General features: G+C 60.6%; 15 protein-coding genes. 7 read left to right on the top strand and 8 right to left on the bottom strand.

All coding sequences use genetic code 11. The features are described from left to right. Positions 1–177 precede the first annotated feature (177 nt). Together dusA and tal are read left to right on the top strand one after the other, a co-directional pair. Complete coding sequence (gene dusA / locus F6S08_RS09055) at positions 178–1,164, top strand: tRNA dihydrouridine(20/20a) synthase DusA (protein ID WP_315871532.1); 987 nt, start codon at positions 178–180, stop codon at positions 1,162–1,164. A gap of 187 nt (positions 1,165–1,351) precedes the next feature. Further along, positions 1,352–2,278 (top strand): transaldolase, encoded by a 927-nt coding sequence (gene tal, locus F6S08_RS09050; RefSeq protein ID WP_065928144.1) that lies wholly within the window; start codon positions 1,352–1,354, stop codon positions 2,276–2,278. Positions 2,279–2,366: 88 nt separating this feature from the next. Here the strand turns inward: tal and rssC are convergent, their stop codons facing one another. Together rssC and rssB are read right to left on the bottom strand one after the other, a co-directional pair. Further along, on the bottom strand, positions 2,367–2,849 hold the full coding sequence (gene rssC / locus F6S08_RS09045; RefSeq protein WP_010212025.1) for an anti-sigma factor antagonist RssC: 483 nt from the start codon (positions 2,847–2,849) through the stop codon (positions 2,367–2,369). Beyond that, complete coding sequence (rssB, locus tag F6S08_RS09040) at positions 2,849–4,030, bottom strand: two-component system response regulator RssB (protein ID WP_027604216.1); 1,182 nt, start codon at positions 4,028–4,030, stop codon at positions 2,849–2,851. The genes rssC and rssB overlap by 1 nt, the downstream gene beginning before the upstream one ends. 276 nt (positions 4,031–4,306) lie before the next feature. On the opposite strand from rssB, the gene F6S08_RS09035 reads away from it, so the two are divergent. Beyond that, positions 4,307–4,603, top strand: coding sequence for a PilZ domain-containing protein (locus F6S08_RS09035; protein ID WP_065947405.1), 297 nt, complete (start codon positions 4,307–4,309; stop codon positions 4,601–4,603). 62 nt (positions 4,604–4,665) lie between these two features. Here the strand turns inward: F6S08_RS09035 and F6S08_RS09030 are convergent, their stop codons facing one another. Beyond that, positions 4,666–5,355 carry a VacJ family lipoprotein gene (locus tag F6S08_RS09030; RefSeq protein WP_027604219.1) on the bottom strand — a complete coding sequence of 230 codons (690 nt, stop codon included), beginning with the start codon at positions 5,353–5,355 and terminating at the stop codon, positions 4,666–4,668. Positions 5,356–5,549: 194 nt separating this feature from the next. Between F6S08_RS09030 and F6S08_RS09025 the strand changes: the two genes are divergently transcribed. After that, positions 5,550–6,158, top strand: coding sequence for a phosphatase (locus F6S08_RS09025; protein WP_065928146.1), 609 nt, complete (start codon positions 5,550–5,552; stop codon positions 6,156–6,158). A gap of 110 nt (positions 6,159–6,268) precedes the next feature. Continuing rightward, entirely contained in the window at positions 6,269–6,535 is a 267-nt protein-coding gene (locus F6S08_RS09020) for a DUF4404 family protein (protein WP_065928147.1), read from the top strand. 63 nt (positions 6,536–6,598) lie between these two features. Here F6S08_RS09020 and queF read toward each other — a convergent pair whose 3' ends face one another. Then, complete coding sequence (gene queF / locus F6S08_RS09015; protein ID WP_074844504.1) at positions 6,599–7,429, bottom strand: NADPH-dependent 7-cyano-7-deazaguanine reductase QueF; 831 nt, start codon at positions 7,427–7,429, stop codon at positions 6,599–6,601. A 67-nt stretch (positions 7,430–7,496) separates the two neighbouring features. After that, on the bottom strand, positions 7,497–8,018 hold the full coding sequence (locus F6S08_RS09010) for a plastocyanin/azurin family copper-binding protein (protein WP_065928149.1): 522 nt from the start codon (positions 8,016–8,018) through the stop codon (positions 7,497–7,499). A 157-nt stretch (positions 8,019–8,175) separates the two neighbouring features. On the opposite strand from F6S08_RS09010, the gene F6S08_RS09005 reads away from it, so the two are divergent. Beyond that, positions 8,176–8,856: a heavy metal response regulator transcription factor gene (locus F6S08_RS09005; RefSeq protein WP_027604224.1), complete on the top strand. Its 681-nt coding sequence runs from the start codon at positions 8,176–8,178 to the stop codon at positions 8,854–8,856. After that, positions 8,853–10,208 carry a heavy metal sensor histidine kinase gene (locus tag F6S08_RS09000; RefSeq protein ID WP_065947402.1) on the top strand — a complete coding sequence of 452 codons (1,356 nt, stop codon included), beginning with the start codon at positions 8,853–8,855 and terminating at the stop codon, positions 10,206–10,208. The genes F6S08_RS09005 and F6S08_RS09000 overlap by 4 nt, the downstream gene beginning before the upstream one ends. A gap of 53 nt (positions 10,209–10,261) precedes the next feature. Here the strand turns inward: F6S08_RS09000 and F6S08_RS08995 are convergent, their stop codons facing one another. From F6S08_RS08995 to F6S08_RS08985, 3 genes are read right to left on the bottom strand one after another with little or no spacing between them, the layout of a single operon-like run. Next, on the bottom strand, positions 10,262–11,506 hold the full coding sequence (locus tag F6S08_RS08995) for a lipoprotein-releasing ABC transporter permease subunit (protein WP_065928151.1): 1,245 nt from the start codon (positions 11,504–11,506) through the stop codon (positions 10,262–10,264). Positions 11,507–11,564: 58 nt separating this feature from the next. Then, complete coding sequence (lolD, locus tag F6S08_RS08990; RefSeq protein WP_024074097.1) at positions 11,565–12,248, bottom strand: lipoprotein-releasing ABC transporter ATP-binding protein LolD; 684 nt, start codon at positions 12,246–12,248, stop codon at positions 11,565–11,567. Positions 12,249–12,255: 7 nt separating this feature from the next. Beyond that, positions 12,256–13,506: a lipoprotein-releasing ABC transporter permease subunit gene (locus tag F6S08_RS08985; RefSeq protein ID WP_027604228.1), complete on the bottom strand. Its 1,251-nt coding sequence runs from the start codon at positions 13,504–13,506 to the stop codon at positions 12,256–12,258. Positions 13,507–13,556 lie beyond the last annotated feature (50 nt).

Raw genomic sequence — 13,556 nt, 5'->3', positions numbered from 1 at the left:
CTGGTCCTACCTGATCGCATGTCGGGCTCGCAGTGATCGCCTATAAATCCTCGGCATATTCCATACACGGCAATGTCCGCGTTCGAAGTGGTGAATACCGCAAAACAAGCGTCTCCCACAGCCTAGATCCATCCCTGATAAACTGCGCCCAATTCGCCTCGTTGACTCAGATCCCCAATGTCCCTACACACTGCTACTTTCTCCCGCCGCTTCTCCGTCGCCCCGATGATGGATTGGACCGACCGCCACTGCCGGTTCTTCCTGCGCCTGCTCTCCAAACGCGCCCTGCTCTACACCGAGATGGTCACCACCGGCGCAATCCTCCACGGCGACCATGACCGCTTCCTGCGCCACAACGAAGCCGAGCACCCGCTCGCGCTCCAGCTCGGCGGCAGTGTCCCCGCAGACCTGGCCGCCTGCGCCCGTATGGCCGAGGCTGCCGGTTACGACGAAGTGAACCTGAACGTCGGCTGCCCCAGTGACCGCGTCCAGAACAACATGATCGGCGCGATCCTGATGGCTCACCCGGCCCTGGTGGCCGATTGTGTGAAGGCGATGCGTGATGCGGTGTCGATTCCGGTGACGGTGAAGCACCGTATCGGCATCAACGGCAGGGACAGTTATGCCCAGTTGTGTGATTTCGTCGGGACGGTGAAGGACGCCGGCTGCACCAGTTTCACCGTGCATGCGCGGATTGCGATTCTTGAGGGCTTGTCGCCGAAGGAAAACCGCGACATTCCGCCGTTGCGGTATGACGTGGCGGCGCAGTTGAAGCAGGATTTCCCGGAGCTGGAGATTATTCTCAATGGCGGGATCAAGACGTTGGAGCAATGCCATGAGCATTTGCAGACGTTTGACGGGGTGATGCTGGGCCGCGAGGCTTATCACAATCCGTATCTGCTGGCGGAGGTGGATCAGCAGTTGTTTGGTAGCGCGCAGCCTGTGATCAGTCGGGCGGAGGCGTTGGCGCAGTTGCGACCCTATATTGCGGAGCATTTGGCGAACGGCGGGACGATGCACCATATAACCCGCCACGTGCTGGGATTGGGGACGGGGTTTCCGGGGGCGAGGAAGTTTCGGCAGTTATTGTCAGTGGATATTCACAAGGCCAGTGATCCGCTGGCGTTGCTGGATCAAGCCGGCGCTTTGTTAGAAGGACGCTGAGTGTCCAGTCATGGGGCAATTGGGTTGAACCTGCTGGCGGTTTTGGCCTCCTATTCAGCAGTACCGCCGGGCATTCAAACGGCTGTTTTCAGGTTGTTGCCCTCGCAAACGATCGAACGCATTTGCGCCCTTGAGCGCCTGCCAGCGCTCGGGTAATGTCATCAGACCCATAGGACAGAGCACGCCCATGACTTCCAAGCTGGAACAACTCAAGCAATTCACTACTGTCGTAGCCGATACCGGCGATTTTTCTACCCTCGCCAAGCTCAAGCCCCAAGACGCCACTACCAACCCTTCTCTGCTGCTCAAGGCCGCGTCGATTCCAGGCTATGCCAAGCTGCTGGATGAGTGCGTGCAGGATTGCAACGGTGATGTCGGCCTGGCCAGCGACCGTTTCGCGGTGGCCGTGGGCCAGGAGATCCTTAAGGTCGTGCCAGGACGCATCTCCACCGAGGTGGATGCCCGCCTGTCGTTCGACACTGATGCCGTACTCAAGCGCGCGCACCGTCTGATCGACCTGTACGACAAAGCTGGGGTTAGCCGTGACCGCGTGCTGATCAAGATCGCGTCCACCTGGGAAGGCATCCGCGCGGCGGAGAAGCTGGAAAAAGAAGGCATCCAGACCAACCTGACCCTGCTGTTCTCATTTGCCCAGGCGGTGGCGTGCGCAGAAGCCGGCGTGTTCCTGATTTCACCGTTCGTAGGCCGTATCTACGACTGGTACAAGAAAGCCAATGGCAACGACTACACCGGCGCTGATGATCCCGGCGTGCAGTCGGTGACACGCATCTACAACTACTACAAGGCTAATGACTACAAGACCGTGGTGATGGGTGCGAGTTTCCGCAACCTGAGCCAGATTGAAGAGCTGGCCGGCTGTGATCGCCTGACCATCAGCCCGGACCTGCTGGAGAAGCTGGCGGCGGATGACGGCAAGCTGGAACGCAAGTTGTCGCCAGGGCACGCCGGAGAAGCGCGAGTGCATCTGACTGAAGCGCAGTTCCGTTGGGAGTCCAACGAGGATGCGATGGCGACTGAGAAGCTGGCGGAGGGGATTCGTCAGTTTGCCCGGGACCAGGAGAAGCTTGAGGCACTGTTGTCCGCCAAGCTGTAAACGGCGCAGGCGGCAAAAAGGGCGGTACCTGTGAGGGTACCGCCCTTTTTTTGCTCTGTTGTCCCCTACGTGCAGGCGATCCCTGGGATCAGTGACGCTCGAGGGCGTTGACGAGGTCGTGGAAGGCTTCGCGGTTGGACTCGTTGAGGCCCATCAGGATCTTGTGCGCTTCCAGCACCTTGACCCGTACGATTTCCTCGGACTGGTCCTGGGACGGCAGGTCGGTGAGGCATTCCGGGCACGGGATCGGGCGATCAACGATGTTGAACACCTGGTCGAAGCCCATGGACTGCAACAGACGGGTGATGTCTTCGTGGGTGGTGACGACGGTCGGCAACAGGCCGACCTTCTGCCGGGACAGAATGGACAACTTGGCCAACAGCCCAAGGGTGGTGCTATCGATGCTGCGGGTTTCGGTCAGATCGATCACGATCGCCGAGAAATTCAACGCCGTGAAAATCCGCTCAATCGTCGCATCCAGCGCCGAACACAAGGTCAGGCGCACTTCACCGACAAACTTCAGGACGAAGGTCCCGTCTTGCTCGGCGAATTGGATTCTTCCGGTACTCATCAAAGATTCCTGCTCAACACCAATAGGGCGATATCATCCGGCATCTCCCCTAGCGTGGCCAATCCAAAAACCTGCCGCAGGCCATCCAGGCTGCCGCCCGCCGACTTGACCTTCTGGGGCAAGGCGGCTTCTTTCTCTTTGAGTGTAGGCTCTGGAAGAAGGTCCAGGATGCCGTCGGACATCAGCGTCAGGCTGAACGTCGGCGGCAGCTCCAGGATGTGGTCTTCGTAGGTGGCTTCATTGAACAAGCCTACGGGTAGGCCACGCCCTTCCAGGTAACGCACACTGTCGGGAGTGTATAAAACAGGCATCGGCAGGTGGCCGCCGATGCTGTAGGTCAAAAGACCGGTTTCTTCATCAATCACGCCACCCACCATCGTCACGTGCTTGCCCAGCTTGCAGCTGATCAAGCCACGGTTGATGTGACCCAGTACCTCGGAGGGGGTGAACTCCGGCAAGGTGCCATTGCGCTTGGATTCGAACAACAGCCGTGTGGTCATGAACTTCAACAACACGGTGACAAAAGCAGAGGAAGCACCATGGCCGGAGACATCGGCCAGGTAGAACGCGACACGCCGCTCGTCTACTCGGAAATAGTCGACAAAATCACCCGACAGGTACAGCGACGGGATGATCTGGTGGGCAAACTGGAATTCGTCGATGGTCCAGGGGCTGACCGGCAGCATGTTCATCTGCACCTGGCGACCGGCGTTCTGGTCTTCCTGGAGCAGGTTAAGGCTGGCTTCGAGTTCGCGGTTGGCGGTTTCGAGCTTTTCGCGGTAGCGCTGGTTCTCGACCAGCAGGCGCGCACGATCCAAGGCGCGGCGCACAGAGTGCTCCAGTACCGCCAGGTCTTCGAGGGGCTTGATCAGGTAGTCGGCAGCGCCCAGACGCAAGGCCTCGACGGCATCGTTCATGACGCCGGCACCGGACACGACAATCACCGGCGTCTGCGGGGCAAGCTCGGTCACCTGGCGAATCAGCTCCAGGCCGCCCATCTGGGGCATGCGCAGGTCGCAGATCACGAGGTCGGGCTGGTCGCGCTCGAATACCTGGAGACCCTGTTGGCCATTACTGGCCTGCAGGACGCTGAAGCCACTGTCTTCCAAATAGGCCGCAAGGCTCGCGCGCACTACTTCGTCGTCATCGATTATCAGCAGCGTGGCACTGGTTTTTTGCATGTGGGCAAACGGCGCCAGAATTAGGTTGGCGTAGGTGGCTCGGCAATGGCCGGGCTCACGTACTGGATTCGCTTTCTAGCCTCTCTGTACTACAACGCAATGGGATTTTTCCCATGCACAACTGTAAAGCAGAGGTGCCCTTCTAAGGCGCAGACGGTACTCCCATCCGCCGGGGGTTTCAAGCTCATGCCGATGGTCGCCGGGCGTCTTTACATCGCAAATCACCGGGAGTTATAAGAACAGCCAAGACCACAACACAAAGTAAGGATGGAACCGATGGGCGAACACGAGCGCGACTACGCCGAAAAACGCGATTTCATCCGCATGCGGGTGGATGCCGAAGTATCTTTGCTCCACGAAGGCCAGGAGTTTGCCGGCGTTTGCGTGGACCTTTCCAGCTCCGGGATGCAGGTGCAGGCACCGCGCCAGTTCGCGGTGGGAGACCTGCTCACCGTGCGCATTGATTCAGAGCACGCGGCGCTCAAGGGCCTGGAGGCTGACACGGAAGTGGTCTGGACCAAAACCGTGGGCGACGAGCAACAACTCGGGCTTAGGATCCTGAAAATGCGCTGAAACCCGCGCACAAAACAGGCGACCGCCAGGGTCGCCTTTTTTTCATTTCAAAACATCACAGCTTAAAAGTCGTCGACGACCTTGCCATCCTTGACCTTGAACTCGCGGTTCTGCAGGTAGGCATTGCGGATAAAGGTGTACTTGTCGCCGGTGATCAGTTTCTCGCTGTCGAGCAGGCTGGCACGGGTGTCAACGATGTTCAGGCCCATGGTGCTGTTGCGCCAGCCGATATCGTTCATATAGCGGTACGGTTGGGTGTAGCTGTCCACGTATTTGGACGGTGCATCACGCAAGGTGCTCGGGCCCAGCAGCGGGATCATCACGTAGGGACCGCTGCCCACGCCCCAGTAACCGAGGGTCTGGCCAAAGTCTTCATCACTGCGTTGCAGCCCCATTTTGGTGCCGACGTCGATAAAGCCCAGCACGCCGAACGTGGTGTTAACCAGCAAGCGCGCAGTGTCGACCCCGGCATTGTGGGGTTTGAGCTGCAGCACGTTGTTGGCCAGGTTGCCGACGTCACCGATATTGCGGAAGAAGTTATGGATACCATCTTCGACAAATTGCGGGGTGATCCACTGATAGCCTTGGGCCAATGGCTTGAGGGCGTAGGTATCAACGGTGTCGTTGAAGGTGAAGATCGGGCGGTTGACGCTTTCCCATGGATCATCTTCCGATGCAGCCTGTGCAGCGAAAGGCGCCAGCAGGACAGTGGCACACACCGATAGCTGAGCGAAGTAGTGGCTCCAGCGCATAGCTTTTGCTCCTTGAATGGTCTGTCATGGGCGCTATGCCCTGAATAAGGCCGTCAGTATATGACGGAAGTACCCAATTAGGCAGCTGCCAGGAATCGTCCTAACACAAATGGACAATTTTCCTACAATTACCCCGCTGTCATCTGCTTGTCATCCTGCCCCGATAGCGTCACAGCTATTTCAGGGATGTCGACATGCCTCACGCCGAGATAGCCATCGCCAACGCGCCCGCCTTGACTGCTGTTCTGTTTGGCCTGAGTGGTTGCCTGGTGGACTTTGGTTCCCGGGCGCGCACCGATTCCCCCTCCCCGGACTCCCAAGCCACACCCGGCGCCCTGAAAATCCTGCGCAGCCTCAAGGAACAAGGCGTCCCCTGTGCCTGGCTGGATGAACTGCCGCCGTCGGTAACCACACCACTGGCCGCCGTACTGCCCAACTGGCTCAAGGCCGCATCCCCCTCCTCCATCCGCTGGCCCGCCCCTCATGCCTGCTGGCAAGCCTTGATGGAACTCAACATTGAACGCCTGGAAGGTTGCGTACTGGTCAGCGGCGAGCCGCGCCTGTTGCAATCGGGCCTGAATGCCGGCTTGTGGACCATTGGCCTGGCCTCCTGTGGTTCGCTGTGCGGCCTGGCGCCCGAGCAGTGGCAGGCGCTGAGCGACAAGGAACGCGAGCACAAGCGCGGCAAAGCCACCGTTGAGCTCTATGGCCTGGGGGTCCACTCGGTGATCGATCACCTCGGTGAACTCGGCACCTGCCTGGCCGACATCAGCCTGCGTCAGCTCAAAGGCGAGAAGCCCTGATCGAGATCATGCACAGTCGGCGCCCGTGGATTAATCTACAGGTCAGTCCGTAGACCTTTCACGGCGTGCCGTGGTCTATGCCAGTGCCTATCGATAAAAGGAAGAACGTCATGCCTGATCGCAAAAAACTGGAAGAACAGGTCGAGATCCTGCGCGGGCAGCTGGAACAGGAACCGCCGCTGTCGGAAGAAAAACGTGAAGCGCTGCAAGCCTTGATTGCCAAGTTTGAATTGCAACTTGAACTTGAACCGGCCACTCAGACGCCGAGTATTTCCGACGATGTGAGCCAAGCTGCCATAGAGTTCGACGCTGAGCACCCGGTGATTTCCGGGACACTGCGCAATATCATGATCACCTTGGGCAATATGGGGATCTGACCCGAGCCCAAGCCAGGCGCAGAACCAAAAGGTAGGAGAGGGCTCGCCCCCTCCCATCTTTGTTTACTGACGGGCCAGGCGCACGTTCTGGAACGCCACATCTTCAGTGCTGCGGTAAGGGTTGATATCCAACCCGCCGCGCCGCACGTAGCGCGCATACACCGTCAACTTTTCCGGCTTCAGCAAACGCTGCAGGTCAAGGAAGATGCGCTCCACGCACTGTTCATGGAAATCCGAGTGCTGGCGAAAGCTCACCAGGTATTCCAGCAAACTCCCGTGATCCAACGCCGAACCACGGTACTCCACCACCACGCTGCCCCAGTCGGGCTGGCTGGTCACCGGGCAGTTGGACTTGAGCAGGTGGCTGTGCACGCTCTCCTCGACAATGCGCGAGTCATCGCAACGCAGCAGCTCCGGGCGCGGGTGTTCGTAGTTGCTGACACTGATATCCAGATCGTCAACACACGTGCCCGGCAACGCCATCACGCCTTCGGCCTCAATGTCGGCCAAGCTGCGGATACGCACGGTAACAGGCTTGCCGGCGGCGGCGCTGAGGTCGGTGCGCAGGGTCGCTTCCAGGCTTTGCACATCGGCAAACGCTGTCTGGTTGAGCGAGTTGAGATACAGCTTGAACGACTTGGACTCGATGATGTTCGGCGAGTCGGCCGGGATGCTGAACTCACCGATGGCCACCACCGGCTTGCCCGACGGCAGCAGCCAGGACAACTCGAAGCAGTTCCAGAAGTCCACGCCCTTGTACGGCAGGGTCTCGGCGCTCAGGCCCAGCTCGGCCCACTTGGCGGCGCGTGGAATCGGGAACAGCAACGAAGGGGTGTAGGTGGAAATGTATTCACTGGACTTGCCCAGCGGCGAATGTTCGGCTGCGGGATGCATGGCGGAAAACCTGGCTAAATAAACCGCGCCAGTCTACCAGCCTTTGCCCCCGCCCTTAAGAAACGCCTTACTCAACGGTCAGCTTGCCGACCATGCCCGCCTGGTAATGCCCGGGGAGGTTGCAGGCAAACTCCAGGCCGGTGGCCTTGGTGAACGTCCAGGTCAGCTCAGCAGTCTTGCCGGGTTCCACCAGCACGCTGTTGGGATCGTCGTGTTTCATGCCGCCCATTTCACCGTGGCCCATGGCGCTGTGATCCATCTTGCCCATACCCGTGGAGGTGAGCATGCCGCTGGCCTGCATCTGCAGCATTTCCTTCTGGTGTTCGGCGTGCATCGCCGCGTCACCGAGGTTGAATTCATGCAGCAACTGGCCTTTGTTGACCAGTACAAAGCGCACCGTCTCACCGGCCTTGACGTCCAGGGATTTGGGCGAAAAGGAAATGTCCTGCAGCGTCACCTCCACGGTGCGTGTGGCCTTATCCGCCGGTGCCGGCTGGCCGAACGCGTAGGTATGGGCCGCATCCGCCATTGCATTGAAACTCAACGCCAACAGGCAGCCCGCCAACAACAGGGGTGTACGCAATGCCATCTCGATTCTCCAAAAAGTGTGCAACCTGCTTGGACAGCACTCTAAGAATGCGCCGCTGCCAGCCAGCTGACTGCTAGATTACAACTTTGTCAGGTTGCGCCCTTCCCCTGGCACCCAGGGTATAAAGCCCCTCGTGAACTGTTGCCAAGAGCCGCCCATGAAATTGCTGATCGTCGAAGACCAACCGAAAACCGGCCACTATCTGCGCCAAGGCCTGGCCGAGGCGGGCTTTACCACCGAACTGGTGGCCGACGGCACCAGCGGCCAGCACCTGGCGCTGACCGGCGATTATGACCTGTTGATCCTGGATGTGATGCTGCCCGGTCGCGACGGTTGGCAAATCCTGCAAGCAGTGCGCAGTGCCGGCCTGGAGATCCCGGTGCTGTTTCTGACCGCCCGGGATGCCGTGGAAGACCGGGTGCACGGCCTGGAACTGGGTGCCGACGATTACCTGGTCAAGCCCTTTGCCTTCTCCGAACTGCTGGCGCGGGTACGCAGCCTGTTGCGCCGTGGCAGCAGCACGCCGCAGGAAACCGCCCTGCAACTGGCCGACCTGCGCCTGGACCTGCTCCGCCGCCGCGTCGAACGGGACGGCCAGCGCATCGACCTCACCGCCAAGGAATTCTCCCTGCTGGAACTGCTGCTGCGCCGCCAGGGCGAAGTCCTGCCCAAGTCGCTGATTGCCTCCCAGGTGTGGGACATGAATTTCGACAGTGACACCAACATCATCGAAGTCGCGATCCGGCGCTTGCGCCTGAAAGTCGACGATCCTTTCCCCACCAAGCTGATCCATACCGTGCGCGGCATGGGTTATGTGCTGGAGGAGCGCAGCCATTGATCCAGCGTCTGTCCCTGGCCAGCCGCCTGGCCCTGCTGTTTGCGGCGTGCACCGCGGTGGTCTCGTTGTTCGCGGGCGTGCTGTTCAACCGTGCCAGCGAGGCGCACTTCATTGAGCTGGACCAACAGCAACTCGACAGCAAGCTGGTGGCGCTGCGCAGCACCTTGCAGGGCGTCGAATCACTGGACTCATTCGCTCAACGCGAAGCGCAGCTGCGAGCCGAACTCAATCGCCAGCCTGATCTGACATTGCGCATCACCGCCGCCGGCCAGCGCTGGCTGGACGATGCGCCAAGCGTCAGCCTGCCCGAGGCGCCTGGCCTGCACACCCTGCAGAACGCCGGCACCGACTACCGCGTCTACAACGCCCCCTTGAGGCCCGGCCAGCCCGCCTCACCGCAACTGACCCTGATGCTCGACATCACCCATCACCAGCACTTCCTGCAACGCATGCAACATTTGATCTGGCTCACCGTCGGCCTGTCGGCCCTGGCCACCGCGCTGCTGGGCGCCTGGGCTGCACGCAGTGGCTTGCGGCCGTTGCGGCGCATGGGCGAAGTGGCTGCCAGTGTATCGGCCCACTCCTTGACCCAACGCCTGCCTCAACAGCAAATGCCGGCGGAACTGGCCGAATTGGCCCAGGCCTTCAATGCCATGCTCGGGCGATTGGACGACGCCTTCCAACGCCTGTCGGCCTTCTCCGCCGACATTGCCCATGAACTGCGCACGCCCCTGTCGAACCTGCTGACCCAGACCCAGGTCATCCTGACCCAACCGCGCCCCCTGGAGGATTACCGCGAAGCGCTGCACAGCAACCTGGAAGAGCTGCAATGGATGGCGCAGTTGGTGAATGACATGCTGTACCTGGCCAAGGCGGACCACGGCTTGCTGGTGCCCAAGCGCGAGCCGTTGGTACTGGCGGATGAAGTGGAGACGTTGCTGGAGTTTTTCGCGTTGCTGGCAGAAGACGCACAGGTCTCGCTGGTACGCGAAGGCGGCGCGCAAACCGCCGGCGATTGCGGCATGCTGCGCCGGGCCCTGTCGAACCTGCTGGATAACGCCCTCAGGTTCACCCCGGCCGGCGGCCAAGTGCGCGTGCGGATGGTTGAAGGCGCACGGGGCGTGACACTGACGGTAGAAAACAGCGGGGAAGGTATTCCAGCGCACGTGTTGCCGAGGCTGTTCGACCGGTTCTACCGAGCCGACCCGGCGCGCCATGAGGGCAGCAGCGAGCATGCGGGGCTGGGATTGGCGATTACCCAGTCGATTGTGCGAGCCCATGGGGGGAGGATTTTTTGTGAATCCGCGGCGGGGTGGACAAGGTTTGTGATTGAGTTGCCCAGGGGAAATTGATGCAAGCCGGGCCGGCCCTATCGGGGGCTTGCCCCCGATAGCGGTCTTAAAGACTACGAATACCTAAGGGCATGCGCCGGCTCAATCTTCGCCGCCCGATACGCCGGGTAAATCGTCGCCAGGAAGCTCAACACAAACCCGGCCGTACAAATCAGCACCACATCGCCACTTTGCAGCTCGGAAGGCAGGTTGCTGACGAAGTACACATCCGAACTGAAGATATGCTGCCCGCTCACCCGTTCCAGCCAGCCCACCAGCTCACTCACGTTCAGCGCCGCAATCACCCCCAGCACACCGCCGATCAAGGTGCCGACAATGCCGATCACCGTGCCCTGCACCATGAAGATCGCCATGATCTGCCGTGGCGTGGCGCCGATGGTACGCAGGATCGCGATGTCCGCGCCCTTGTCGTTCACCACCATGATCAGCGTGGCGATGATGTTGAACGCCGCGACGGCGACGATCATCAGCAACAACAGGCCGATCATGGTCTTTTCCATCTTCATCGCGCTGAACAGGCTGCCCTGGGTGTGGGTCCAGTCATCGGGCTTGTAGCCGCTGCCGAGGCTGGCGGCGATGTCCGCCGAGACCTTGGGCGCTGCGTACAGGTCTTTCAACGCCAGGCGCACGCTCTGCACCTGGTTCGGCTGCCAATGCTGTATCTCGGCGGCGTCAGCCATGTGGATCAAGGCCATGGAGCCATCCAGCTCGGCGCCGACCTTGAAGATACCCACTACGTTCAGACGCTGCATGCGCGGGGTGATACCACCGGGTGCACTGCTGATCTCCGGGACGATCAGGGTCAATTTGTCGCCCACATTCAGGCGAAAACGCCGGGCGGTGATTTCGCCGACCACCACGCCGAACTCACCGGGCTTCAGGTCTTCCAGTTTGCCCTGCACGATATGCTGGGCCACGATCGACACCTTGCCTTCCTGGGCCGGGTCAACACCGCTGATCTCAATCGGCTGCATCGCGCCCTTGTAGGAGAACATGCCGTCCATCTGCGTGAACGGTACGGCGGCAGTCACTTGCGGATTTTTCATCGCCGCAGCGGCCAGCGGCTGCCAATCGTCGATCGGGTTCACCCCGACGATAGTGGCGTGGGGCACCATGCCAAGGATGCGCGAGCTCATTTCACGCTGGAAGCCGTTCATCACCGACAGCACCACGATCATCGCCAGCACGCCCAGGGCGAGGCCAATCATCGAGGTCATCGAGATGAACGAAACAAAACGGTTGCGGCGCTTGGCGCGGGTATAGCGCGTGCCGATGAAAATCGATAACGGTCTGAACATTCGCGGGCACCGTTGGAAAAATAGAAAACCCGGCGTCAGGCACCGGGCTTGAAACAGGTCAGATGGCGACCAGATGACCTTCCTGCAGGTGCAGCACGCGGTCCATCTGGCGGGCCATGCTCATGTCATGGGTCACCACCAGGAACGCGGTGCGCATCTGGGTGCTCAGTTCCAGCATCAAGTCCTTGATGCCCTGGGCGGTGTGGGAGTCGAGGTTGCCGGTGGGCTCGTCGAGCATCACCAGGCCCGGGTTGTTCACCAGGGCACGGGCAATCGCCACACGCTGGCGCTCACCGCCGGACAGTTCGGCCGGCTTGTGTTCCAGGCGATGGCCGAGGCCGACGCGCTCGAGCAACGCCTTGGCACGCTGGCGCGCTTCCGGGATCGCGGTCTTGCCGATCAACAGCGGCATGCACACGTTTTCCAGGGCGGTGAATTCCGGCAACAGGTGGTGGAACTGGTACACAAAGCCCAACGAGCGGTTGCGCAACTGGCCACGGGCCTTTTCATTCAGGGCCGACAGTTCTTCACCGGCCAGCCATACGCTGCCCTGGGACGGCGTATCGAGGCCGCCCAACAGGTTGAGCAAGGTACTTTTGCCGGAACCGGAACTGCCGACGATCGCCACGCGCTCGCCGGGATGCAGTTCCAGTTGCAGGTTGGACAGCACCACGACCGACTCCGGGCCTTCCTCGTAGGATTTGCCCAGGTTGCGGCAGCTCAGGATTGCTTTTTCACTCATGCCCGATTCACTCATAACGTAAGGCCTGTGCTGGCTGGGTACGTGCCGCGCGCCAGGCTGGATACAGGGTGGCAAGGAAACTCAGGACCAACGCGGCGCCGCCCACCATCAGCACGTCCTGGGCTTGCACCTGGGACGGCAGGTAATCGATGAAGTAGACGTCGGCGTTGAGGAACTTGTGGCCGATCACCTTTTCAAGCAAGGCGATGGCGGCACTGACGTTCAGCGCGGCCAAAATGCCTACCGCAGTGCCGATCAAGGTGCCGACCACGCCGATCACGGTGCCCTGCACCATGAAGATCGCCATGATCTGCCCCGGCGTGGCGCCGAGGGTGCGCAGGATGGCGATGTCGCCCTTCTTGTCATTCACCACCATCACCAGCGTGGAGATGATGTTGAAGGCCGCGACCGCGACGATCAGCAGCAACAGCAGGCCGATCATGGCTTTTTCCATGCGGATGGCCTGGTACAGGTTGCCGTGGGTGCGGGTCCAGTCGCGGGCGTAGTACTGGCTTTCACCCAGGTGCTGGGCGATTTCCCAGGCGCCACGCGGGGCATCGAACAGGTCGTTGAACTTCAGGCGCAGGCCTTGCACCTGGTCCGGCTGCCAGCGATGCAGGCGGGCCAGGTCGGTGAGGTTGGTCAGGCCGAGGTAGCCGTCGATCTCGCCGGCGCCGACGTGGAAGGTGCCGACCACGGTAAAGCGCTTCATGCGCGGGAACATGCCGGCCGGCGTCACGGTGACTTCCGGCGCGACGAAGGTCAGTTTGTCGCCGATGCCTACGCCGAGCTTGGCCGCCGCCTTGTCACCGATGACAATGCCAAAACTGCCGGGGGCCAGATCGTCGAGCTTGCCCTGCAACATGAACTTGTCGATGATCGAGACGTTGCGTTCCTGGGCCGGATCGATGGCATTGAGCAGGATTTTCTGCACCTTGCCGTCGTTGGTCAGCAGCCCCTGCATCTGGGTAAACGGCGCCACGGCCACTACCTTGGGGTTCTGCTTGACCTTGGCGGCCAGGCTTTGCCAGTCGCTGATGGGCGCATCGCCCTCGATGGTCGCGTGGGGCACCATGCCCAGCACGCGGGTGCGCATTTCATGATCGAAGCCGTTCATCACCGACAGCACCACGATCATCACGACCACACCAAGGGCGAGACCGATCATCGAGGTCAAGGAAATGAACGACACAAAATGATTGCGACGCTTTGCACGGGTATAACGCGTGCCAATAAATACGAAGAGAGGTCTGAACATGTCGGGGCTTGTTCGGAGGAAAAGAAGACGTCCCGGTGGCGGGGTCTGGT

The sequence above is a fragment of the Pseudomonas sp. JV449 genome (assembly GCF_032424295.1).
Taxonomy (GTDB): domain Bacteria; phylum Pseudomonadota; class Gammaproteobacteria; order Pseudomonadales; family Pseudomonadaceae; genus Aquipseudomonas; species Aquipseudomonas marginalis.
Note: the sequence above shows the minus strand (reverse complement) of the source record. Positions and strands in the feature narration are given on the sequence as shown.

Excerpts from the sequence above, each read along its gene's own strand:
- F6S08_RS09010 (WP_065928149.1), bottom strand. The coding sequence starts at position 8,018 with ATGGCATTGCGTACACCCCTGTTGTTGGCGGGCTGCCTGTTGGCGTTG.
- F6S08_RS08985 (WP_027604228.1), bottom strand. The coding sequence starts at position 13,506 with ATGTTCAGACCTCTCTTCGTATTTATTGGCACGCGTTATACCCGTGCA.
- F6S08_RS09020 (WP_065928147.1), top strand. The coding sequence starts at position 6,269 with ATGCCTGATCGCAAAAAACTGGAAGAACAGGTCGAGATCCTGCGCGGG.
- lolD (WP_024074097.1), bottom strand. The coding sequence starts at position 12,248 with ATGAGTGAAAAAGCAATCCTGAGCTGCCGCAACCTGGGCAAATCCTAC.
- F6S08_RS09025 (WP_065928146.1), top strand. The coding sequence starts at position 5,550 with ATGCCTCACGCCGAGATAGCCATCGCCAACGCGCCCGCCTTGACTGCT.
- F6S08_RS09035 (WP_065947405.1), top strand. The coding sequence starts at position 4,307 with ATGGGCGAACACGAGCGCGACTACGCCGAAAAACGCGATTTCATCCGC.
- F6S08_RS09030 (WP_027604219.1), bottom strand. The coding sequence starts at position 5,355 with ATGCGCTGGAGCCACTACTTCGCTCAGCTATCGGTGTGTGCCACTGTC.
- tal (WP_065928144.1), top strand. The coding sequence starts at position 1,352 with ATGACTTCCAAGCTGGAACAACTCAAGCAATTCACTACTGTCGTAGCC.
- rssB (WP_027604216.1), bottom strand. The coding sequence starts at position 4,030 with ATGCAAAAAACCAGTGCCACGCTGCTGATAATCGATGACGACGAAGTA.
- queF (WP_074844504.1), bottom strand. The coding sequence starts at position 7,429 with ATGCATCCCGCAGCCGAACATTCGCCGCTGGGCAAGTCCAGTGAATAC.
- rssC (WP_010212025.1), bottom strand. The coding sequence starts at position 2,849 with ATGAGTACCGGAAGAATCCAATTCGCCGAGCAAGACGGGACCTTCGTC.
- F6S08_RS09005 (WP_027604224.1), top strand. The coding sequence starts at position 8,176 with ATGAAATTGCTGATCGTCGAAGACCAACCGAAAACCGGCCACTATCTG.
- dusA (WP_315871532.1), top strand. The coding sequence starts at position 178 with ATGTCCCTACACACTGCTACTTTCTCCCGCCGCTTCTCCGTCGCCCCG.
- F6S08_RS08995 (WP_065928151.1), bottom strand. The coding sequence starts at position 11,506 with ATGTTCAGACCGTTATCGATTTTCATCGGCACGCGCTATACCCGCGCC.